Raw genomic sequence first — 21,828 nt, 5'->3', positions numbered from 1 at the left:
CAGGAATTAAAATGAGCGAAAGCTTTGCAGAACTCTTTGAAGAAAGCCTGAAAACCCTCAATCTTCAGCCGGGTGCGATCATCACCGGTATCGTTGTCGACATCGACGGCGACTGGGTTACCGTACACGCTGGCCTGAAGTCCGAGGGCGTCATCCCGCTCGAGCAGTTCTACAACGAAGCTGGCGAGCTGACCATCAAGGTCGGTGACGAAGTTCACGTTGCGCTGGACGCGGTCGAAGACGGCTTTGGCGAAACCAAACTGTCCCGTGAAAAAGCCAAGCGCGCCGAGTGCTGGATTGTTCTGGAAGCAGCTTTCGCCGCCGAAGAAGTGGTCAAGGGCGTTATCAACGGTAAGGTTAAGGGCGGCTTCACTGTCGACGTTAACGGCATCCGTGCGTTCCTGCCGGGCTCCCTGGTTGATGTCCGCCCAGTGCGCGACACCACCCACCTGGAAGGCAAAGAGCTGGAATTCAAGGTCATCAAGCTCGACCAGAAGCGCAACAACGTTGTCGTTTCCCGTCGCAGCGTGCTGGAAGCCGAGAACTCCGCCGAGCGCGAAGCCCTGCTGGAAACCCTGCAGGAAGGCCAGCAAGTCAAAGGTATCGTCAAGAACCTCACCGACTACGGCGCATTCGTGGACCTGGGCGGTATCGACGGCCTGCTGCACATCACCGACATGGCCTGGAAGCGCATCAAGCATCCTTCCGAAATCGTTAACGTTGGCGACGAAGTCGACGTTCGCGTTCTGAAGTTCGACCGTGAGCGCAACCGCGTTTCGCTGGGTCTGAAGCAGATGGGCGAAGATCCGTGGGTTGCTATCACTGCCCGCTACCCAGAAGGTACTCGCGTACAAGCTCGCGTTACCAACCTGACCGACTACGGCTGCTTCGCTGAGCTGGAAGAAGGCGTTGAAGGTCTGGTACACGTTTCCGAAATGGACTGGACCAACAAGAACATCCACCCGTCGAAAGTCGTTCAGGTTGGCGACGAAGTGGAAGTCATGGTTCTGGACATCGACGAAGAGCGTCGTCGTATCTCCCTGGGCATCAAGCAGTGCAAGTCCAACCCATGGGAAGACTTCTCCGGCCAGTTCAACAAGGGTGACAAGATCACCGGTACCATCAAGTCGATCACCGACTTCGGTATCTTCATTGGTCTGGACGGCGGCATCGACGGCCTGGTTCACCTGTCCGACATCTCCTGGAACGAAACCGGCGAAGAAGCCGTACGTCGTTTCAAGAAGGGCGACGAGCTGGAAACCGTCATCCTGTCGGTCGACCCAGAGCGCGAGCGCATCTCCCTGGGCATCAAGCAGCTGGAAGACGATCCGTTCTCCAACTTCGTTGCTGTCAATGACAAGGGCGCTATCGTCAAGGGCATCGTGAAAGAAGTTGACGCCAAAGGCGCCATCGTCACCCTGGCCGACGACATCGAAGCCACTCTGAAAGCTTCCGAAATCAGCCGTGACCGCGTTGAAGACGCGCGTAACGTTCTGAAGGAAGGCGAAGAGATCGAAGCTAAGATCATCAGCGTTGACCGTAAGTCCCGCGTTATCAGCCTGTCGATCAAATCGAAAGACGACGCTGAAGAGCGCGAAGCTATCCAGAGCCTGAAAAACGCTCCGGAAGCTGCTGCCGACACCACCATGGCTGCGCTGCTGCGCGAAGCAATGGCCAAACAGAACTAAGTTCTGTTGGATCGGTAAGAAAAAGGGCGACCCTCGGGTCGCCCTTTTTTTATCTGTGATTTTTGTGGTGGTGCCTAAATCGAGCGGCCCGAAACAAACGTAGGAGCGAGCGTTGCTCGCGATACGCCGCGCGGGCGGCGCTCGATCTCAAACCCACACTGCATCCCAGTGCGGATAATCGCCAATCCTGGCGACCAATCCCGCCCTGACCGGATTGGCTATGATGTATCGGGCAGCCCTCAGAGCATCTTCATCTTGCCGCAAAGCCCGGTCGTGATAACCCGCTTGCCAGACCGGTGAAACCTTTATCCCTGCCTTGCGCAGTGCATGACTGGACCGGCACTTTACGCGTTGCATAAGTACACTAAGCGTCACTTCCCGTAATTCAAGCAACCAATGAACATGGTCAGGCATCACAACCCAGGCTAATGACCGGCAGTGGTTTATTTGTTCGGCATGGCGAAGGTTCTGGATAATCATGCGCGCTAAATGAAAGTCCTGAAACAGTGGCCGACGTTGGTGTGTGGCTGTGGTCAACATATAAAGCCTGCCTGGCTCAGAGTATCGTGCGCGGCGAAGCATGCAGCCATGAGGTTTGGGCATCGTGTTCTTCCGTGAACAAAGGTGGGTCCAATCAGCGTAGTTGCCGACCTGTGGCGCTGGGCGATGGAAGATTGTCAGCATGTAAATGCCATGAGTTGAATGGCCGGTGCGTAGATCGAGCGCCGCCCGCGCGGCGCATCGCGAGCAACGCTCGCTCCTACGTTTGTTTTCGGCCAGTCACGCCTGTAACAGGCGCGCGCGACCGCCTTGTTTGTTCGACGCGATATCGAGTCGTGCACCAAGGCGGTCGCGCGCGTTTGTCCCAGGAATAATTGGCCCGAAACAAACGTAGGAGCGAGCGTTGCTCGCGATGCGCCGCGCGGGCGGCGCTCGATCTGCGCGTCACCCCAAAACTCACGACGTACCCCTTCAACCACGCGCATCCCAGCCAATCCGCGACAAATTTCTTTTCACTTCAATCTTGAATTTTTTTATTAAGTCAAGAACCGCCCTGTTCAAATCCCTCCCAGCGTGCTACAAACTGGTTAAGCAATGATCTAGCTGCTTGATAACGAAGGGAAAAATATGACGAAGTCGGAGCTGATCGAACGTATTGTCACCCATCAGGGGCTGCTCTCCTCGAAAGATGTGGAGTTGGCTATCAAGACCATGCTTGAGCAGATGTCGCAGTGCCTGGCGACGGGCGATCGCATCGAGATTCGCGGTTTTGGCAGCTTCTCGCTGCACTATCGCGCACCCCGCGTCGGTCGTAACCCCAAGACTGGCCAGTCGGTCAGCTTGGAAGGCAAGTTCGTGCCGCACTTCAAACCGGGCAAGGAATTGCGTGACCGGGTCAATGAAGAAGATGAGGCCGAGGCCTGATAAAAAAGGAGCAGTCTGATGCGTAACCTCAAGCGCGCCCTGGCGGCGTTGTTCGTGCTGCTGTTGGCGGCTGTGGTGCTGTTCTTCGTACTCGAGAACCAGCAGGCGGTCTCGCTGGTCCTGTTTGGTTGGTCTGCCCCTGAAGTGCCGGTTGCGGTACTGGTACTGGCCGCGCTGGTCATCGGGTTGGCTATCGGCCCACTGCTCGGCGCCTACGGCGTACAGCGCAGCAAGCGCAAGATTCGCGCTTCTGCCCGCCAAGCGGCATTAAGCGGTAATTGAGGCGGTTTCCTACTTCTATTGAGGAAAGTCTCACCTATGCCCGCATCGGCTGTCATGAAGTAATAGCACACTTCATTTTCGGCCCAGGCGAGTGTGCAGCAGCATGGATTTCCCCGTTCTTTCTCATCACGGCGCCACCCGAGGCGTAACTGGCTCTTGCCACCAGCTTCACCTTGACCCCGCTACCAGCCTGCTGGTCGATTGCGGCCTGGAGCAAGGTGATGATGCATCGCCTGGCGCGGAACCCGCGTCCCTGGGTTTTGGTGCGAGCTTCGAGGTGGGCAGTGTTCAGGCGCTGATCGTCACGCACGTGCATCTCGACCATGTCGGCCGCATCCCCGCGCTGCTGGCGGCGGGGTACCGAGGCCCCATCCTGTGCAGCGAACCCTCTGCCAAGCTGCTTCCACTGGTGCTGGAGGATGCCTACAGGCTGAGCATCAGCCGTGAACCGCAGCACGTGAAGCGCTATCTCGCGATGCTCGATGAACTGATCGTCCCGCTGCCTTTCGAGCAATGGCATGCTCTCATCGACCGTCCTGGTCTTGGCTGCCGCATTCGCTTGCAGCGCGCCGGGCACCTACTGGGTTCAGCCTATGTCGAGTGTGACGTGGAGCGCGGGGAGGCCAACACCCGCTACGTGTTCTCCGGCGACCTAGGGCCCTCCACCAATCCCTTGCTGCGGCCCGTGCAGCCCCCAGAGCGCGCTGACGTGCTGGTGCTCGAAAGCACCTATGGTGATCGCCTGCACCCCAGTACCGACGACCGTCGAGAAAAACTGGAAGCACTCATCGATCGGGCATTGGCCGATAACGGCACGATCCTCATCCCAGCCTTCAGCCTGGGGCGTACCCAGGAATTGTTGTACGAACTCGAAGACATCCTTCATCGCAAGGCCCTGCTGAGCGCGGGTCAAGCGCCGGGTGATAGTCCACTTGATTGGTCACAATTGCCCATCATTCTTGATTCACCCTTGGCTCAACGCATCACCAGCGTTTACCGCGACCTGCATGAATACTGGAATGAAGAAGCCCGCGCGCGGTTGGCTGAGGGGCGTGACCCGCTGGGCTTTGATCAGCTGATTAGTGTGGATACCCATAACAGGCATCAGCATGTGGTGAATTACCTCAAAAGCACCGGGCGCCCGGCGATTGTCATTGCAGGCAACGGCATGTGCTCGGGTGGGCGGATCGTCAACTACCTCAAGGCCATACTTGGGGATCCGAGGCATGAGGTGCTGTTCGTCGGGTATCAAGCCAAGGGCACGCCGGGGGCAGTGATTCAGGCCAGTGAGGGCGCGGAAGGTTTTGTGCAGATTGATCTGGATGGAGAGGCTTATGAGATTCGGGCGAAGGTGATGACGTTGAGTGGGTATTCGGGGCATGCGGATCAGGCAGGACTGCTAGCCTTTGCGACTAACATGGAGCGCGAGCCATCTGAAATTTTGCTTGTGCACGGTGAGGTAAGGTCTAAAGAAATGCTGGCATCCTCTTTGAGGCAAGCGTTTGCGCTGCGTAAAGCAAGCACCAGAATTTCCATACCACGCTGACCATTCAGCTGGAATTGCGGAGGAGGCGCTAAGGTTGGGGAACAACTGACATCATCAGGGCTCTACCCATGCTTGTTTCTTTGAACTTGACCCCGCGTGCAGGGTAGGGTGGAATCGAGTTAGCATGCAGGCATGTTGACGCTACGCTGGCTGTAGGCGTGCATAGTAGCGCTTGTTGGCGCCTTGTGTGGCCCGTGCTATGGGTGAGCTCACTGTTTTGATGATGTTAGACGGACCCTAGGATAATTAGAATAGATGCGTAATGAACCTCAGCGCCCATATCGTGATGATGAAATCGAGCTTGTTGAATTGGTACAGGGCGTCTGGCGCCAGAAGCTGTGGGCAGGGATGGTGGCGGCACCCATCGTGGCCGCAGGGTTTGCGTATGCGTTGCTGGCCACGCCCGTGTATGAAGCGAAACTGTTCGTAGAGCCGCCCACCCAAAACGATATCGCGCAGTTGAATTTTGGGCGTGGTGGCGATTCTGGCTTAAGCGCTTTGACGGTCAAGGAGGTCTACGATACGCATCTCCAGGCTTTGCAGTCAGAGGGTGTGCGTAACAGGTTTTTCCGCGATGTATACCTGCCTAGCTTGAGCGAAGAGCAGCGCCGAGGATCACGTGACTCGTTGTACAGCGATTTTGGCAATGTGCTCACAGTGGCGGCTGCAGGGAAGGGGTCCTCGACCCGATACGCAGTCACCGCATCCATTTCAGATCCTCAGCAAGCCGCCAAGTGGGTAGTGGCTTACAACGCGCTTGCAGCAGAGACAGCGAAGCGAGAAGTGCTGGATAGCAACCGCAGTGAGATGATGGTCAAGGCGGACAACCTGCAAACCCAGATCGAAGGCGCGAAGGCCAGTGCAAGGAAGGAGCGAGAAGATCGGATTACTCAGTTGAAGGAGGCCTTGATTGTCGCCAAGTCCATTGGCTTGGAGAAACCTCCAGTGATTTCGCAGTCGTTGTCGGCCGAGGTCTCTGCGGCAATGGGTGGGTCGCTCACCTATATGCGCGGGACCAAGGCGCTAGAAGCTGAAATCGCCAATCTTGTGGCGCGAACCACTGACGAGCCGTTCATCAACGGGCTGCGCCCGATGCAAGAAAGGGTAATGTTTTACCGTAATGTAAAGCTCGACCCATCCTTGATACAGGTGTTCGAGCAAGATGGTGCGGTTGAGCTACCAGACCGGCCGGTGAAGCCGAAAAAGTCGCTTATTGTTGTATTGAGTGTTGTTTTGGGATTAGGCGCTGGTGCGCTTGCTGCCATGGCCAGAGACCTCTGGGTCAGGCGTCGGCAGGCATAGCGGCCCGCTGGTTCGTGGCCAGTTAACGCATTAGTTAATTTTATTGTTATCAAAATAGCGTTCACTGGAGGTAGGGCATGCTTGCAGTCAGCAGGCAGGGGCACAGCTTTGGTGGCTCTGGAAGCGGCTAGGGTGTAGTGTGAGTAGCCCGCCGATCTCGAGTTTGGCAAACTAGGCGTGCTGCTATTGCCGATTATTTGGTGGGTCTTGGGGCGTTAGGCCGCGAGCCAAACTGTTTCAGCTGGAATTCATCCACGACTGGGTGAACGGGCATCTTTAACACCCCGTCTCCTGCCACCTGTGCAGGCGGGTAATATAGAAGGGTGAGTCACGCGATATGACGGATATCAAGAAGCAGGCGGTTGAAAAGTTCAAGAGCAAATCAGCGTTGGTCGGCATTGTCGGCCTCGGGTATGTTGGCTTGCCCCTGATGCTGCGTTATAACGCGATTGGCTTTAATGTGCTGGGTATAGACATCGACGAAGTTAAAGTTGATCGCCTCAATGCTGGACAAAGCTACATCGAACATATTTCCAGTGCCAGTATCGCTCAAGCCCGCCAGCACGGTTTCGAAGCCACCACTGATTTCACTCGCGTCGCTCAATGCGATGCCTTGATTCTTTGCGTCCCGACGCCACTGAACAAGTACCGTGAGCCGGACATGAGCTTTGTCATTAATACTACTGATGCGATAAAGCCCTATCTGCGGGCCGGCCAAGTGGTATCGCTGGAAAGCACAACCTACCCAGGCACCACCGAGGAAGAGTTGCTGCCGCGTGTTGAGGAAAATGGCTTGAAAGTAGGGGAGAATATCTTTCTCGTCTATTCGCCAGAACGCGAAGACCCGGGTAACATAAACTTCGAAACACGGACCATTCCAAAGGTGATTGGCGGTCATACGCCAAGTTGCCTCGAAGTGGGTGTCGCCCTGTACGACCAAGCGATTGATAAAGTTGTTCAGGTCAGCTCGACCAAGGCGGCCGAGATGACCAAACTGCTGGAGAATATTCACCGCGCAGTGAACATCGGTTTGGTCAACGAAATGAAAATTGTTGCGGACCGCATGGGGATCGATATTTTCGAAGTGGTGGACGCGGCGGCGACCAAGCCTTTTGGTTTCACTGCCTACTACCCTGGTCCGGGGCTTGGCGGCCACTGCATACCAATCGACCCCTTCTATCTGACCTGGAAAGCGCGGGAGTACGGTGTGAACACCCGATTCATCGAGCTTTCGGGCGAGGTGAACCAGGCGATGCCGGAATATGTGCTCAGCAAACTGATGGATGGGCTGAACGACGCAGGCAAAGCGCTCAAAGGTAGCCGCATTCTGGTGCTGGGCATTGCGTACAAGAAAAACGTTGATGACATGCGCGAGTCACCTTCGGTTGAGATCATGGAGTTGATTCAGGCCAAGGGTGGTGTCGTTGCCTACAGCGATCCGCATGTTCCTGTGTTTCCGAAGATGCGCGAGCATCATTTCGAGCTCAGCAGCGAACCGTTGACGGCGGAAAATCTGGCTTCCTTTGATGCCGTGATCCTGGCCACCGACCATGACAAATTCGATTATGCGTTGATTGAAGCCAAGGCCAGGCTGATCGTTGACAGTCGGGGCAAATACCGCGCCCCTGCAGCTCATATCATCAAAGCTTGAACCGCTAATAGCTGACCCTCCGTCCGGGCGCACGGCGCCGGACGGATTCAACAGTTTCCGAAGGAAGATTCATGAAGAACTTTGCTCTGATCGGTGCCGCCGGCTACATTGCCCCTCGACACATGCGTGCCATCAAGGACACCGGCAACCGCCTGGTTTCCGCCTACGACATAAACGACTCGGTCGGCATCATCGACAGCATCTCGCCGCAGAGTGAGTTTTTCACCGAGTTCGAGTTCTTCCTTGAGCATGCGCACACGCTGAAGCGCGATCCCGCAATGGCGCTGGATTATGTCTCCATCTGTTCGCCAAACTATCTGCACTATCCACATATCGCAGCAGGGCTGCGTCTGGGGTGCGATGTCATCTGCGAGAAACCGCTGGTTCCGACGCCGGACATGCTCGATCAGCTTTCGCTGATCGAACGGGAAACGGGCAAGCGGCTCTACAACATCCTGCAATTGCGTCACCATCAGGCAATCCTCAACCTGAAAGACAAAGTTGCAGCAGAAAACCGTGCGCACAAGTATGAGGTCGATCTCACGTACATCACGTCGCGTGGCAAGTGGTACCTGCAGAGCTGGAAGGGTGATCCTCGTAAATCCTTCGGTGTTGCTACCAACATCGGTGTGCACTTCTACGACATGCTGCACTTCATCTTCGGTAAGCTCCAGCGCAATGTGGTGCACTACTCATCCGAGCATAAAGCCGCGGGTTACCTTGAGTACGAAAAAGCGCGTGTACGCTGGTTCCTTTCGGTCGATGCCAATGACTTGCCCGACGCCGTCAAGGGCAAGAAGCCGACCTATCGCTCGATTACTGTCGATGGCGAGGAAATGGAGTTTTCCGAAGGCTTTACCGATCTGCATACCACCAGCTACGAAGAAATTCTCGCCGGGCGAGGTTACGGCATCGAAGACGCACGTCATTGCGTCGAAACCGTGAACGTCATCCGTAGCGCCGCAATTGTCCAGGCCAAGGACAATGAGGCGCATCCGTTTGTTCTTGGGCTGGCTCGCTGACAGAGCGTGGTATCGGGTGGTCAACAGGCCACCCTTCCTTTAGTGGTGTACTCGCAACAGGGTCTTGGCAGCTTGTCTAATAACAAAGAAACATTGCCGCATAGCTTGACCTCGTTACGCCCGCGTAAGGATATGCGGCTGGACGTTCAGGGCTTGCGTGCAGTTGCAGTCCTGGCAGTACTTGCCTATCACGCAGACAGCGCATGGCTGAAGGCCGGCTTTGTCGGTGTTGATGTTTTCTTTGTTATTTCTGGGTTCATTATCACGGCCCTTCTGACGGCGCCTGGATATAAAATCGATCTTCGGTCGTTTTATGCAAGCCGTATAAAACGTATCGTTCCTGCGTATGCCGTCATGCTGGCGGTGGTATGTACCGCCTCGTCCGTCTTGTTGCTGACCGGTGATTTCGATTTCTTTCGTCAGAGCCTGAAATCGGCCGCGCTGTTTCTAAGTAACCAGTACTTTTCGGACTTCGGTAGCTATTTTGCTCCTCGCGTTGAAGAATTGCCGCTTCTGCACACGTGGTCGCTGGCAATCGAGATGCAGTTTTATCTCTTTTATCCATTAGTGCTGCTGCTGTTACCTCGATCCTGGTGGTCGCCCAGCTTTTCGCTGATTGCGGCTGGCCTGTTCCTTTGGGCGGGCATGAGCGGGTTGGACGGTGACCTGGGCAGCCAGTACTTTTCCTTGCTCGCCCGTGTCCCCGAGTTCATGGTTGGAGCCGTATTGGCGCTCGTTCTGCGCGACCGAGAAGTACCTGCATCACGTTCGGCGCTTACGGGGCTGCTTGGCGCGCTGGTGCTGGTTGCCAGTTTTCTATTTATCGATAAAGCTAACTTTCCCGGCTTTCTATCCATAGGACCTTGCCTGGGGGCTGCGCTGATTATCGCCGCCCGGCGAGGGCCGGTCAGCAGCCTTTTGGCTTCACGCCCCATGGTGTGGGTGGGTGGTGTCTCATATTCCCTCTATCTTTGGCACTGGCCGGTCCTGGCGTTTATCCGCTACTACACAGGGCAGTACGCGTTAGGTGTAGGTTGGATGTTGACCGCACTGGGTGCATCGTTTTTCTTGGCTTGGCTGTCTTATCGGTTTATCGAATTGCCCGTGCGTAAATCGTCAGCTGTTTGGCGCTTGGCACCGCGCTGGGGGCTTGCGGCAGGCGGGCTCGCAGCGATTGCCGTGCTCGGGATCAAGCTGAATTCGCTATGGGTCGCCCCGCAGCCCTTGGCGCAGACGCGTTATGCGGATCCTGAACTGATCTGTCATGGCCAGCAGGTGGGTGAGTGCAAGCGCGGCCTCGCCAGCGCGACGCCAACTGTCCTTGTTATCGGTGACAGTCATGCGGCTCAGCTCAACTACTTTCTGGACCAGGCAGGTGAAGAGCAAGGGGTGGGGTATCGAATATTCACTGCAAGCAGTTGCATACCCATACCAGGATTCGACGTTGATCGCCTGCCGGAGTATGCCCGTGGCCCATGCCGCTCACAGATCGTCGCAGTGCAACAGGCGATGTCAGGTATGGGCAAGGTGATCGTCGCGGGTATGTGGCAATACCAAGTGCCTAGTCCTGCGTTTGTGAGGGCCTTCCAGTCATTTTTAGATGATGCCACAGCGGCTAATAAGCAGGTCGTGATCTTGGGGCAAGTGCCCATGTTCCGATCAGACGTACAAAGAGTGCGACGCTTCAGGGAATTAGGATTGCCTGCCACCCTGGCACTCAATGAGGAATGGAGGGCAGCCAACCATAAGGTAGCGTTACTCGCTGCGGGCAGGGTTGGTGTGCACTTTGTGGATTTTTCAAACTCAAGCTTTTTTGCGGATGCACCTTACGAGCAGGGTGAACTTATCTATCAGGATAATCATCACTTAAACGAAATCGGGGCGCGTCGTTACGGACATTTTGCTGGGGGTCAACTCCAGCAGTTGTTCGACCAAACTCAATCCAGTGTGAGCCTCAAGCAATGAGCCATTATCAGCATTCGAGTGCCATCGTCGACGAAGGCGCGCAAATAGGCAAAGATTCCCGTGTTTGGCATTTTGTCCACGTGTGTAGCGGCGCTCGAATTGGTGCCGGTGTTTCGCTTGGCCAGAACGTCTTTGTGGGTAACAAGGTTGTGATTGGTGATCACTGCAAGGTCCAAAACAACGTATCGGTCTACGACAACGTTACGTTGGAAGAGGGCGTATTTTGCGGGCCGAGCATGGTGTTTACCAATGTTTACAATCCACGCTCTTTGATCGAGCGCAAAGATCAGTACCGTGACACGCTGGTCAAGAAGGGCGCTACCTTGGGAGCCAATTGCACCATCGTCTGTGGGGTTACCATCGGTGAATACGCGTTTGTGGGTGCGGGCGCGGTGATCAACAAAGATGTTCCCGCCTACGCCTTGATGGTCGGTGTACCAGCTCGACAGATTGGCTGGATGAGTGAATATGGCGAGCAACTGGAATTGAATGAGAGGGGGGAAGCCATTTGCTCCCATACGCGCGCTCGTTACGTGCTGCGCGACAATACTCTGACTAAATTGGATATTTGACCTATGATTGAATTTATCGATCTCAAACGGCAGCAGGCCCTCATCAAGAGTAATATCGATGCTGGTATTCAGCGAGTACTGAGCCATGGTCAGTATATCCTGGGTCCAGAAGTAACTGAGTTGGAAGAGCGTTTGGCTACCTATGTCGGGGTCGATCATTGCATTACCTGCGCTAACGGAACTGATGCCTTGCAGATTGCACAGATGGCGTTAGGTATTGGTCCTGGGGATGAGGTGATTACCCCTGGCTTTACTTATATTGCAACTGCTGAGACCGTTGCATTGCTGGGTGCGACGCCTGTTTATGTCGATGTGGATAAACGTACTTGTAATTTAGACCCGGCGCTGCTGGAAGCAGCCATTACCCCGCGCACCAAGGCGATAGTGCCAGTGTCGCTTTATGGGCAGTGTGCCGATTTCGATGCGATCAATGAAATTGCAGCGAAGTACAATATTCCCGTTATTGAGGATGCGGCCCAAAGCTTTGGTGCTACTTATAAAGGGCGGCGCTCCTGCAGCTTGACGTCTATCGCATGCACGAGCTTCTTTCCAAGTAAACCGTTGGGCTGCTATGGTGATGGTGGCGCGATTTTCACCAACGATCCCGAGTTGGCCCTTATCATTCGCCAGATCGCTCGGCACGGTCAAGAGAAGCGCTATCACCATGTGCGGGTGGGGGTTAATAGTCGGCTTGATACCCTGCAGGCCGCGATTCTTCTTGCCAAACTCGATATATTTGACAACGAAATAAAGCTTCGGCAAGCCGCTGCAGAAAAATATAATAACCTGCTGGGCTCGTTGGGCTCCGTAAAGCTTCCATTCATTGCTGAAGCGAATAGCTCAGTTTACGCACAGTTCACGATTCAGGTCGAAGGCCGGGAGCGCGTTCAAGCAGTGCTTAAAGAACGGGGCGTTCCTAGCGTCGTTCATTACCCAATACCCCTTAATAAACAAGTGGCTGTTGCGTCTGATGCTTATCTTCCATTGGGGGATGAACTGGCGAATAAAGTGTTGAGCCTGCCGATGCATCCTTACCTGAGTGATGCGGATGTTGGTAAGGTGGTTGATGCTGTGGCGGCTGCCTGTGGAGCCGGTCAGTGAAAGTCGTCCAGTACGTCTCGTCTTACTGGCGGGATATTTTTCTACAAGCGTCGGGCAATACCGTTGCGCAGGTGATAGGTGTTCTTGGGATTCCGTTATTATCCAGGCTCTATGCCCCGCAGGAGTTCGCTGTTCAGAATATATTTCTCCAGCTGGTCATGTTCTTTGCAGGCATCATGACGTGGAGGTATGAATACTTCTTCCAGATGTTGAAAGGAGAGCAGCAGGCGCGCCTGCTGCTGTTGGGGCTGGCAAAGCTTGGTTTCATTACCGGTGCATTACTTACCGTGGTCATGTGCTTGTTTTCGGTGGAGATCGCACAGGCTTTATCAATCGAAGAGGGCGCTGAGTGGTTGGCGATTGCGCCCCTGAGTGCGTTCTTTGTGTCCATCGCACTCGCATTTCAACACAATGCTCAGCGGGCGGGTGCTTACAAAGTGTCCGCGCTGTCAGAAGTGTGTGGTAAATCGGCCTATGTCGTATCGGGTGCCTTGTTGTCGCTCGTGACCGGCAGCGGTCTGATTTTTACGACACTGTTCAGCGCGTTAGGAAAAATTGCTAGCATCCTTCCCTATTCCAAAAAATTAATCTTTGGCGGGGTCAAGGCATCGGAAAATTTAACTAGCCCTTTCAAAGATCATGCACATGGCGCACACGCACTAGTTGCGTCGCATGTGCTGGTTACGATAAGCAGTGCTGCACCCATCTTTTACATCTCTGCAGTATTTGGAACTGAGGTCCTTGGCCAGTTCTCAATCGTCATGGCTACCATTTTCTTGCCGTCAGGGTTAATCGGTGCTGCGATAGGCCAGGTGTTTTATCAGCGCGCGGCCTCACATTATGATGAGCCTCTGCTGCTCAGGTCGCTGTGGAGCCTGACGGTGAGAAAGTTGGCAATTTTTGGGGCTCCCATCTATGTGTTTGCGGGTGCTCTATCGCCCTGGCTATACCCGTTAGTGTTAGGTGGTCAATGGCACGATGCCGGCGTGTATGCACAAGTTCTTGTGGTGGCTGCATTTTGTTCGTTCATCAGTACGCCGTTGGATCGGGTGTCCTTAGTGCTTCGCTATAACTTCTATATGCCGCTTCTTCATGTGCTTAGGTTGGCGCTAACTGGGGCGGTGTTGTTGGTTTCCTACTATAACTCCCTGTCCTTCAGTGAGTTCTTGATGCTTTATACGGTGCAGGTTTCGGTGGTGTATTTACTTGATTTGGTTTTTGCTAACTTCTTGATTGCACGCGCTGTCAAGAAGTATTCGGCAGTGGTGTAGGGGCGCGTAGGTGATCGCGTCCGAAGCTGAGCATAGCGCTTGGCATATTTTTCAATCGGGCAGTTTCGTCGGGCAGCGATTTAGCGTTACCGATTAACCAAGGGCGAAAGGTCATCATGGAAATTGAAATGGCGGGTCGGCTAAGCGGGGAGAAGTCGTCAATTTTGCCGGGGTCTCTTATGTTTGTAAGCAAGGCCCGCGTCAAGTTGTTGGTTTCGATGATCCTCTATGTGCTGGCTTTGGTGTATGGGCATGACAGGTACCTGGCCGTTGAGCAAGCCTTTTGGGGGTTTAACGCGCCCAGTTTTAATTTGGGCAACCTGTTGTTGATTTTCGTGTTTTCGATTGTACCTGTTAGCGTGTTGCCTCTTTACTTTAATAGGCCGTCAACGCTTTTTTTGCATGCCTTGACGTTCTGTGTCTATGTGCCTGCAGTGGCTATCGGAATGCTTAATCATGCGGATGCAGTTGACCGATATTTTTGGGTTTTCTTTAACTTCTGTGTTGGCTTGTTTGTGTGTTGCGTGGTGGTCAGAAGCTTCCCTGTGCGGCAGTCATCGTCTGGCTTCCTGTCCAGGCCATTTTTATACGCGTGCATGATAGGCGCACTGACGTGTATCGGCTTGCTGTTCTTGACGTATCGCGATGTCTTGTCGTTTTCGGGTCTGGATGATGTTTACGCGCAGCGGGAAAAAGGCGCGGCCACGTCGTTATTTATCGGTTACTGCCAGGTGTATTTGGCCTATTTTTTTTCACCCATACTTTTTGCCAGTGGGTGGGTGGCGAGACGCTATTTGGTATGCCTGACGGGGTTTGTGGGTTTTATTTTCGTCTTCATGATAACGGCCGAGCGAACGGTGTTCCTGCTGCCCTTCGCCATGGTCTTCGTGTCGTTTGTTTTCAAACGACGTGGCGATGACCCGAATAATCCCGCCTATCTGTTCACTGGTGGCGCGTTTTTGGTCTTTCTCATCGCGCTGCTTTACGATGAAGTCGGGATTTTTCGAGAACTCGGGTTCTATTTCTATACCCGATTATTGGCATACCCAGGCTTATTTGTTACCCAGTACTACGATCTGTTCGCGGAGCAAGGGTTCACCCACTGGTCACATGTTTCTGTCATTGGCAGGCTGGCTGAAGTTCCAGCAGCCTATGCGTCGGATGATAAGTGGCCGCTGCTAGGAAAGATTCTTGCGGAGCGGGTACTGGGTGTACAAAGCCAATCGAACGCAAGCTTCGTCGCAACCGACGGTGTTGCGGCGGCGGGTGCTCTAGGGGTGCTGGTTATTTTCGCACTCTACACGGTCTGGCTGGTTGTGCTGGACAGAGTTGCCCAGGGTTGGAACAGGGTGTTCGTGTTGACGGCGCTCTTTCCATTGGCGTTTGTGACCACCAATGGACCCTTTTTCACCATGCTGGCCTCTTTTGGTGGTGCGATGTGGATAGGGTTGCTATGGGTTGATAAGTTTAAACTAAAATTATGGGGCCGCCGGCTATGATTGGATATGTGATCTCTCGGATACTAAAAAAGTCGCGAGGCTCTGCTCTGATTGACTCAGCCGTTCCGCGCAGCTCAAAAGTGGAGTCCGGTTGTACTCTGTTTTCTAGCAGCTTCGGCGAGCATAGTTTCTGTGGGTATGACTGCACATTCATAAAGACGTCGATTGGGTCTTTCTGTTCCATTGCCAATAATGTCGTCGTTGGCGGCGCCAGGCATCCCATCGAATACGTCTCCACCAGCCCCGTATTTCTGGCGCATAAAGAGAGTATCAAGAAGAAGTTTTCGCGGCATGACTACCGTTGGGAGCCCAATACGGTCATTGGTCACGACGTCTGGATAGGTGAGGGTGTGCTTATTAAAGGGGGGGTGACCATCGGGACGGGTGCGGTTATTGGCATGGGCAGCGTGGTCACCCGAGACGTGCCCCCCTATGCAATTTACGCAGGTAACCCGGCACGATTGATACGCCTGCGGTTCTCTGAGTCGATAGTGGAAGGGCTTTTGAAGAGTCGGTGGTGGGAGTTTTCGGAGGATAAACTGACGGCTGCGGCCGTGCACTTCAACGATCCGGAAGCTTTTTTGAAAAGTCAGAATATTGTATGAAAATTATCCATTTGTGTGTTTCGTGTTTTTACATTGACGGGTATCGCTATCAGGAAAACGAGCTGGTCCGTGAGCATGTCTCAACAGGGCACGATGTCCTTGTGGTCGCGTCGACTGAGACGTACTTGGATAATCTTACGCTTGGCTATACCGTCCCAGGCGACTATACAGGGACTGATGGTGCCCGTGTTATACGGTTGCCCTACGGCGGTGTGGGTCCATTTTTCTTGAAAAAGAAACTACGCATACATGCGAAAGTGGCGCAAATTATCGAATCGTTTGGCCCTGACGTTATCATGTTCCACGGTTTGTGTGGTTGGGAGTTGCGCACAGTGGCGCGCTACAAGCGCAAGCATCCAAACGTGAAGTTGTACGTTGATAGTCATGAGGATGCTAATAATAGTGCAGTGGGAAAACTATCAAAGATCTTGCATCGGTTCTACTACCGCCCGCTCATTAGAAGTGCTTTGCCCGACATTGACAAGGTGCTATGCATTTCCCAAGAAACGCTAACATTTTGTCGCAAGCAATACGGGATTGAAGACAGGCAGATGGAGTTTTTCCCGTTAGGCGGGAATATAGCGGATGATGCTACTTACTCCAGGCTGCGCTCCGATACGCGCGCGGCCCTGGGGCTTGATGCGCGGCAGGTTGTATTTCTTCAATCGGGTAAGTTTGATGGCAAGAAGAAACTTGCCCAAAGTCTTCGTGCCTTTACACAAACCCGCTCCGAAGACTTTAGGTTTTTGATCGTTGGCCAACTACATGATGCTGTTGCCGAAGAGGTGACCGCGCTTGTAGCCAAAGATCCGCGGGTCATCTTCTTGGGCTGGAAATCGTCCGATGAGCTTTACGCCCTGCTGTGCGCGGCGGATGTATATGTGCAGCCGGGGAGTCAGTCGGCGACAATGCAAATGAGCCTTTGTGCGCGACGGCCAGTTATCATTGCAGACGTACCTAGTCACGTGCCGTTTGTGGATGGCAATGGGTGGGCTGTGCGTAACGACATTGACTTGACCCGCGCGTTTGCAGCGATTGAGGACAAGCCTGAAATACTGGATACTTTCTCCAAGCGATCCCATGAAATTGCTTTGAGTCTTCTAGACTACCGCCGCATGGCAAAGCGCCTGTTGACCTAATTGCTGGATGCTATTATGAAAAACTACAAAATCTGTACCCGTTGCATCATGGATACCAGTGATCCGAATATTTCCTTCGACGGTCAAGGCGTTTGTGAGTATTGCAAAAATTTTGAAAATAATATTCAGCCCAATTGGAACACCGGTGCGGCGGGTGAAGCTGAGCTGGCCAAGATTGCCGAAAAAATCAAGAAGGACGGCCAGGGTCGGGACTATGACTGCATCATCGGTCTGAGTGGCGGCCTGGACAGCTCCTACCTCGCTTACGTCGCAAAGGAAAAGATGGGCCTGCGCCCGCTGCTTTTCCACGTTGACGCCGGCTGGAACACGGACCAGGCCGTTGGCAACATCGAAAAACTGGTTGATGGCCTGGGCCTTGAGCTGTTCACCGACGTCATCAATTGGGAAGAGATGAAAAGCCTGCAGGTGGCCTTCCTCAAGGCGCAGGTTCCCGACCAGGACATTCCTCAGGACACCGCGTTCTTTTCAGGCCTGTACAAGTTTGCCAAGGCCAACAAAATCAAGTACGTGCTCACCGGCGGCAACTACTCCACCGAATGCTGCCGCGAACCTGAGGAGTGGGGAGCCTACCCAGGCATTGATACCACGCTGATCAACGACATCCATGGCAAGTTCGGTTCGCGTAAGCTCAAGACGTTCCCTCTGGTAGACGTATTGTCCTACAAGATCTACTACCGTTATGTACTGGGCATGCAGGTCGTACGCCCCCTGAACCACGTCCCCTATGTGAAGCGGGATGCTGAAGATACGCTTGAGCGCCTGTTCGGTTGGAAGCGCTTCCAGCACAAGCACCATGAGTCGCGTTTTACCCGTTTTTACGAAGATTACTGGATGCCGCGCAAATTCGGGTACGAAAAGCGACGCGCGCATTTTTCCAGCTTGATCATGACCGGTCAGCTGACTCGGGAAGCCGCACTCGAACGCATCGCCAAGCCCGAGCTTGACGAAAACTTCCTCAAATCCGAATTCGAGTACGTGGCACACAAGCTGGACTTGACTGTCCCAGAGCTTCAGGGCATTTTCGAGGGTCAGAACAAGACCTTCCATGACTACAAAAACAAGCGTTTCTTGATCGGCATAGGAGCTCGTGTGCTCAGTGCAATCGGATTGGAAAGAAGGCTGTTCAGATGATCACCATCATTGACTACGGTCTGGGTAACATCCAGGCCTTCGTTAACGTCTACCGACGTTTGCACATCCCTGTTGCGGTTGCTCAGACCGCAGCACAGCTGGATGGCGCGACCAAATTGATCCTGCCCGGGGTTGGGGCCTTCGACCATGCGATCGAGCGGCTGGATGCTTCGGGCATGCGCTCGACCCTAGAAACCCTGGTGCAAGAGCACAAGGTGCCTGTACTGGGGATCTGCGTGGGGATGCAAATTCTCGCTAACAGCAGTGAAGAAGGTAGCCTCCCTGGTCTAGGGTGGGTGCCCGGCTGTGTGCGCTCGTTCAAATCGGTCCCTGACCTTACGGACCTGCCGCTGCCCCACATGGGCTGGAACGATGTGGCATCGCTCGGTGACAACGCGCTGTTCAAAGGCTTCGAAGAGGAGGCGCGGTTCTACTTCCTGCATTCGTTCTTCTTCGATTGCGAGCACGTGCAGCACCGCGCTGCGATGTCCTCGTATGGCCTGGAGTTCAGCTGCGCCGTGCAGGCAGGGAACGTGTATGGCGTGCAGTTCCACCCCGAGAAAAGCCATCACTTTGGCGTCGGCCTGTTGAAAAACTTCGCGGAACTGTGAGCGGAAACTGACAAATGCTAAGACCCAGGATCATTCCATGCCTGCTCATCCAAGACGGTGGGCTGGTGAAGACGGTCAAATTCAAGGATCCGAAGTACGTCGGAGATCCCATCAATGCGGTGAAGATCTTCAACGAAAAGGAAGCCGATGAGCTGATCGTGATCGACATTGACGCGACAGCGCATGGCGTCGAGCCCAATTACACGCAAATCGCCAAACTCGCTGCCGAGTGCCGTATGCCCTTGTGTTATGGCGGTGGTATCCGGACGGCGCTGCAGGCCAAGAAGATCATTCAGCTAGGCGTCGAAAAGGTCGCCATCAGCTCGGCGGCCCTCGAAAACCCTCAGCTGGTTACCCAGATTGCCGAGGAAATTGGCAGCCAGAGCGTGGTGGTGGTGCTGGATCATAAATCGCGGCTGTTAAGCAAACATCAAGAGGTCTGGACGCATAACGGCACGCGAAACACCAAACGCAGTGTGTTGGAAGTGGCGCAGGAACTGGAGAAGCTCGGTGCTGGGGAGATTGTCCTCAATTCGATCGAGAACGATGGAAAGATGAAGGGGTATGACCTGGACCTGGCAGCTAAATTGCGGGCAGCGGTGCATATCCCTATCACCATCCTGGGCGGTGGTGGTTCGCTCGAGGATATGGCAAGCGTGGTCAAGACGTGCGGCGTGGTCGGTGTGGCGGCAGGTAGCTTCTTTGTATTCAAGGGCGCCTATCGCGCGGTGCTGATCAGCTACCCAAGTGCTCAGCAGAAAGACGACATCATTTATTCCGCTCTCCGAGCCCGATAACTATTCACGCGCGTTGCAAGGGTCAGATCATATGTTCAAGGGTAAAACACTTCTCATCACCGGCGGTACCGGCTCTTTCGGCAATGCGGTCCTCAAGCGGTTTCTCGACAGTGACATCGCTGAAGTGCGTATCTTCAGCCGTGACGAGAAGAAGCAGGACGATATGCGCAAGCGCTATGACAGCGCCAAGCTGAAGTTCTACATTGGCGACGTGCGGGACTACCAGAGTGTCCTGAACGCCACCCGGGGTGTCGACTACATCTTCCATGCGGCCGCGCTGAAGCAAGTCCCCTCCTGCGAATTCCACCCGATGGAGGCCGTTAAGACTAACGTCATCGGTACCGAGAACGTCCTTGAAGCTGCCATTCAGAATGAAGTGCGGCGGGTGGTTTGCCTCAGTACTGACAAAGCGGTGTATCCGATCAACGCCATGGGTATCTCCAAGGCCATGATGGAAAAGGTCATGGTCGCCAAGTCGCGCAATGTCGACGAGGCCAAGACTGTCATCTGCGGCACCCGTTACGGCAATGTCATGGCATCACGCGGATCAGTGATCCCGCTGTTCATCGACCAGATTCGCGCCGGCAAGGCCCTGTCCATCACCGATCCGAACATGACCCGCTTCATGATGACCCTAGCGGATGCCGTGGACCTTGTACTTTACGCGTTCGAGCACGGCAATAACGGTGATCTGTTCGTGCAGAAAGCGCCAGCTGCCACGGTTGAAACGTTGGCTTCAGCACTGACTGCGTTGTTGGGGCAACCTGAGCATCCGATCCAGGTGATTGGTACTCGTCACGGCGAGAAGCTCTACGAGGCATTGCTCAGCCGTGAGGAAATGGCCTGTGCCGAAGACATGGGTGACTACTTCCGTGTGCCGCCAGACCTGCGTGACCTGAACTACAGCAAGTATGTCGAGCAGGGTGAAGAGAAGATTTCCCACACGGAGGACTACAACTCGCACAACACCCAGCGTCTGGATGTAGCCGGGATGCAAGCATTGTTGCTCAAGCTCGATTTCATCAAAGCCATCCAGCGTGGCGAGCATGCCACGCCGGAGGAATGACAGATGAAGGTACTGGTAACCGGAAGCAATGGCTTCATTGCGCGTAACCTGCTTGTGCATCTGGCAGAGCGCAAAGACGTCGAGATCAGCCTTTTCGTGCGAGGTGAGGATGTGCAGGCACTGCAGGGCAAGGTCGCCCAGGCAGACTGCATCTTCCACTTGGCAGGGGTCAATCGCCCCGAGGACCCCGCTGAGTTCGGCAGTGGTAATAGTGAACTCACTCAACAGGTGTGCGATGCGGTCAAGGCGTCAGGGCGGAAGATCCCGGTGCTGTATACCTCGTCGATCCAGGCTGAGCGAGATAACCCTTACGGCCTCAGCAAGCTCGCAGGCGAGCAGGCACTGACCGCGCTTGGCCAGGAAAGCGGCAACCCAATTTACATTTTCCGCTTGCCCAATGTTTTCGGTAAATGGGCTCGGCCGAACTATAACTCGGCCGTCGCCACCTTCTGCCATAACATCGCTCACGACCTGCCCATCCAGATCCATGACGAATCTGCTGCGCTCAACCTGGTCTATGTGGATGACGTGGTCAGCAAGTTCATGGCCATTATGGACGGCGAGGCAGTCGCCAGTGGTCAGGTGGACGTCGAGCCGGTTTACAGCACCACGGTGGGTGCCTTGGCCGAGCAACTGCGCAGCTTCCGCGCCAGCCGCGCCACCTTGATTACCGAAAACGTCGGCGTTGGCTTGACCCGTGCACTGTACTCCACCTACCTGAGCTACCTGCCGCCCGCATCGTTTACCTATGAGGTGCCCAAGTACGGTGACCCGCGTGGTGTTTTCGTTGAAATGCTGAAAACCCCCGAAGCCGGGCAGTTTTCGTATTTCACAGCACACCCGGGGATCACGCGGGGAGGGCATTATCATCACTCCAAGACCGAGAAGTTTCTGGTTATCAAAGGCACGGCCAATTTCCGCTTCCGTCATGTAGTGTCAGGCGAGTTTTATGAACTGCAGACCAGCGGTGAGGCGCCAACCATTGTTGAGACAGTGCCTGGTTGGACCCATGACATCACCAACATTGGTGATGACGAAATGATCGTCATGCTCTGGGCCAATGAGATCTTCGACCGCGAACACCCGGATACTTATGCGCTGCCGGTTTGCCCATGACCCGGTTGGCTCAGGACT

At 54.5% G+C, this 21,828-nt stretch carries 20 protein-coding genes; 19 read left to right on the top strand and 1 reads right to left on the bottom strand.

Annotated elements, in window-relative coordinates:
* Positions 1 to 11 precede the first annotated feature (11 nt).
* On the top strand, positions 12 to 1,688 hold the full coding sequence (rpsA, locus tag GIB19_RS04600) for a 30S ribosomal protein S1 (protein WP_003252673.1): 1,677 nt from the start codon (positions 12 to 14) through the stop codon (positions 1,686 to 1,688).
* Positions 1,689 to 1,835: 147 nt separating this feature from the next.
* On the opposite strand, the gene GIB19_RS04595 is transcribed toward rpsA, so the two are convergent.
* Positions 1,836 to 2,291, bottom strand: a complete 456-nt coding sequence (locus tag GIB19_RS04595) for an REP-associated tyrosine transposase (protein ID WP_099428557.1) — start codon at positions 2,289 to 2,291, stop codon at positions 1,836 to 1,838.
* Between the two features lie 525 nt (positions 2,292 to 2,816).
* On the opposite strand from GIB19_RS04595, the gene ihfB reads away from it, so the two are divergent.
* From ihfB to wbjC, 18 genes are all read left to right on the top strand, one after another.
* Positions 2,817 to 3,113, top strand: coding sequence for an integration host factor subunit beta (gene ihfB / locus GIB19_RS04590; protein WP_003252675.1), 297 nt, complete (start codon positions 2,817 to 2,819; stop codon positions 3,111 to 3,113).
* An 18-nt stretch (positions 3,114 to 3,131) separates the two neighbouring features.
* Positions 3,132 to 3,395: a lipopolysaccharide assembly protein LapA domain-containing protein gene (locus tag GIB19_RS04585; protein WP_027595953.1), complete on the top strand. Its 264-nt coding sequence runs from the start codon at positions 3,132 to 3,134 to the stop codon at positions 3,393 to 3,395.
* A gap of 103 nt (positions 3,396 to 3,498) precedes the next feature.
* Positions 3,499 to 4,941, top strand: coding sequence for an MBL fold metallo-hydrolase RNA specificity domain-containing protein (locus GIB19_RS04580; RefSeq protein WP_274883863.1), 1,443 nt, complete (start codon positions 3,499 to 3,501; stop codon positions 4,939 to 4,941).
* Between the two features lie 255 nt (positions 4,942 to 5,196).
* Positions 5,197 to 6,243 (top strand): LPS O-antigen chain length determinant protein WzzB, encoded by a 1,047-nt coding sequence (locus tag GIB19_RS04575; RefSeq protein WP_099428559.1) that lies wholly within the window; start codon positions 5,197 to 5,199, stop codon positions 6,241 to 6,243.
* Between the two features lie 337 nt (positions 6,244 to 6,580).
* Positions 6,581 to 7,894, top strand: a complete 1,314-nt coding sequence (gene wbpA, locus GIB19_RS04570; RefSeq protein ID WP_099428560.1) for a UDP-N-acetyl-D-glucosamine 6-dehydrogenase — start codon at positions 6,581 to 6,583, stop codon at positions 7,892 to 7,894.
* Positions 7,895 to 7,965: 71 nt separating this feature from the next.
* Entirely contained in the window at positions 7,966 to 8,916 is a 951-nt protein-coding gene (gene wbpB / locus GIB19_RS04565; protein ID WP_274883862.1) for a UDP-N-acetyl-2-amino-2-deoxy-D-glucuronate oxidase, read from the top strand.
* Positions 8,917 to 9,048: 132 nt separating this feature from the next.
* Positions 9,049 to 10,881, top strand: a complete 1,833-nt coding sequence (locus GIB19_RS04560; RefSeq protein ID WP_274883861.1) for an acyltransferase family protein — start codon at positions 9,049 to 9,051, stop codon at positions 10,879 to 10,881.
* Positions 10,878 to 11,453 (top strand): UDP-2-acetamido-3-amino-2,3-dideoxy-D-glucuronate N-acetyltransferase, encoded by a 576-nt coding sequence (gene wbpD / locus GIB19_RS04555; protein WP_027595959.1) that lies wholly within the window; start codon positions 10,878 to 10,880, stop codon positions 11,451 to 11,453. The genes GIB19_RS04560 and wbpD overlap by 4 nt, the downstream gene beginning before the upstream one ends.
* A 3-nt stretch (positions 11,454 to 11,456) precedes the next feature.
* The gene (locus GIB19_RS04550; RefSeq protein WP_027595960.1) at positions 11,457 to 12,554 is read left to right on the top strand and encodes a DegT/DnrJ/EryC1/StrS family aminotransferase; all 1,098 of its coding nucleotides are present in this window, start codon (positions 11,457 to 11,459) and stop codon (positions 12,552 to 12,554) included.
* Positions 12,551 to 13,825, top strand: coding sequence for an oligosaccharide flippase family protein (locus GIB19_RS04545; RefSeq protein ID WP_099428563.1), 1,275 nt, complete (start codon positions 12,551 to 12,553; stop codon positions 13,823 to 13,825). Before GIB19_RS04550 ends, GIB19_RS04545 begins: the two co-directional genes overlap by 4 nt.
* Positions 13,826 to 13,941: 116 nt before the next feature.
* Positions 13,942 to 15,324, top strand: a complete 1,383-nt coding sequence (locus tag GIB19_RS04540) for a hypothetical protein (protein WP_027595962.1) — start codon at positions 13,942 to 13,944, stop codon at positions 15,322 to 15,324.
* Positions 15,321 to 15,929 carry a CatB-related O-acetyltransferase gene (locus GIB19_RS04535; protein WP_274883858.1) on the top strand — a complete coding sequence of 203 codons (609 nt, stop codon included), beginning with the start codon at positions 15,321 to 15,323 and terminating at the stop codon, positions 15,927 to 15,929. Before GIB19_RS04540 ends, GIB19_RS04535 begins: the two co-directional genes overlap by 4 nt.
* Complete coding sequence (locus tag GIB19_RS04530) at positions 15,926 to 17,068, top strand: glycosyltransferase family 4 protein (RefSeq protein ID WP_027595964.1); 1,143 nt, start codon at positions 15,926 to 15,928, stop codon at positions 17,066 to 17,068. The genes GIB19_RS04535 and GIB19_RS04530 overlap by 4 nt, the downstream gene beginning before the upstream one ends.
* Positions 17,069 to 17,083: 15 nt before the next feature.
* Positions 17,084 to 18,220: an N-acetyl sugar amidotransferase gene (locus tag GIB19_RS04525; RefSeq protein WP_099428564.1), complete on the top strand. Its 1,137-nt coding sequence runs from the start codon at positions 17,084 to 17,086 to the stop codon at positions 18,218 to 18,220.
* Positions 18,217 to 18,831 carry an imidazole glycerol phosphate synthase subunit HisH gene (hisH, locus tag GIB19_RS04520; protein ID WP_027595966.1) on the top strand — a complete coding sequence of 205 codons (615 nt, stop codon included), beginning with the start codon at positions 18,217 to 18,219 and terminating at the stop codon, positions 18,829 to 18,831. The genes GIB19_RS04525 and hisH overlap by 4 nt, the downstream gene beginning before the upstream one ends.
* A gap of 14 nt (positions 18,832 to 18,845) precedes the next feature.
* On the top strand, positions 18,846 to 19,628 hold the full coding sequence (locus GIB19_RS04515; protein WP_027595967.1) for an AglZ/HisF2 family acetamidino modification protein: 783 nt from the start codon (positions 18,846 to 18,848) through the stop codon (positions 19,626 to 19,628).
* A gap of 31 nt (positions 19,629 to 19,659) precedes the next feature.
* Positions 19,660 to 20,694, top strand: coding sequence for a polysaccharide biosynthesis protein (locus GIB19_RS04510; protein ID WP_099428565.1), 1,035 nt, complete (start codon positions 19,660 to 19,662; stop codon positions 20,692 to 20,694).
* Positions 20,695 to 20,697: 3 nt separating this feature from the next.
* A complete protein-coding gene (gene wbjC, locus GIB19_RS04505; RefSeq protein WP_274883855.1) occupies positions 20,698 to 21,810 on the top strand; it encodes a UDP-2-acetamido-2,6-beta-L-arabino-hexul-4-ose reductase in 1,113 nt (370 codons plus the stop codon).
* Positions 21,811 to 21,828 lie beyond the last annotated feature (18 nt).

The organism is Pseudomonas sp. ITEM 17296 (assembly GCF_028895205.1).
Classification (GTDB): Bacteria; Pseudomonadota; Gammaproteobacteria; order Pseudomonadales; family Pseudomonadaceae; genus Aquipseudomonas; species Aquipseudomonas kermanshahensis.
This window is presented reverse-complemented; position numbering and strand designations above follow the sequence as displayed.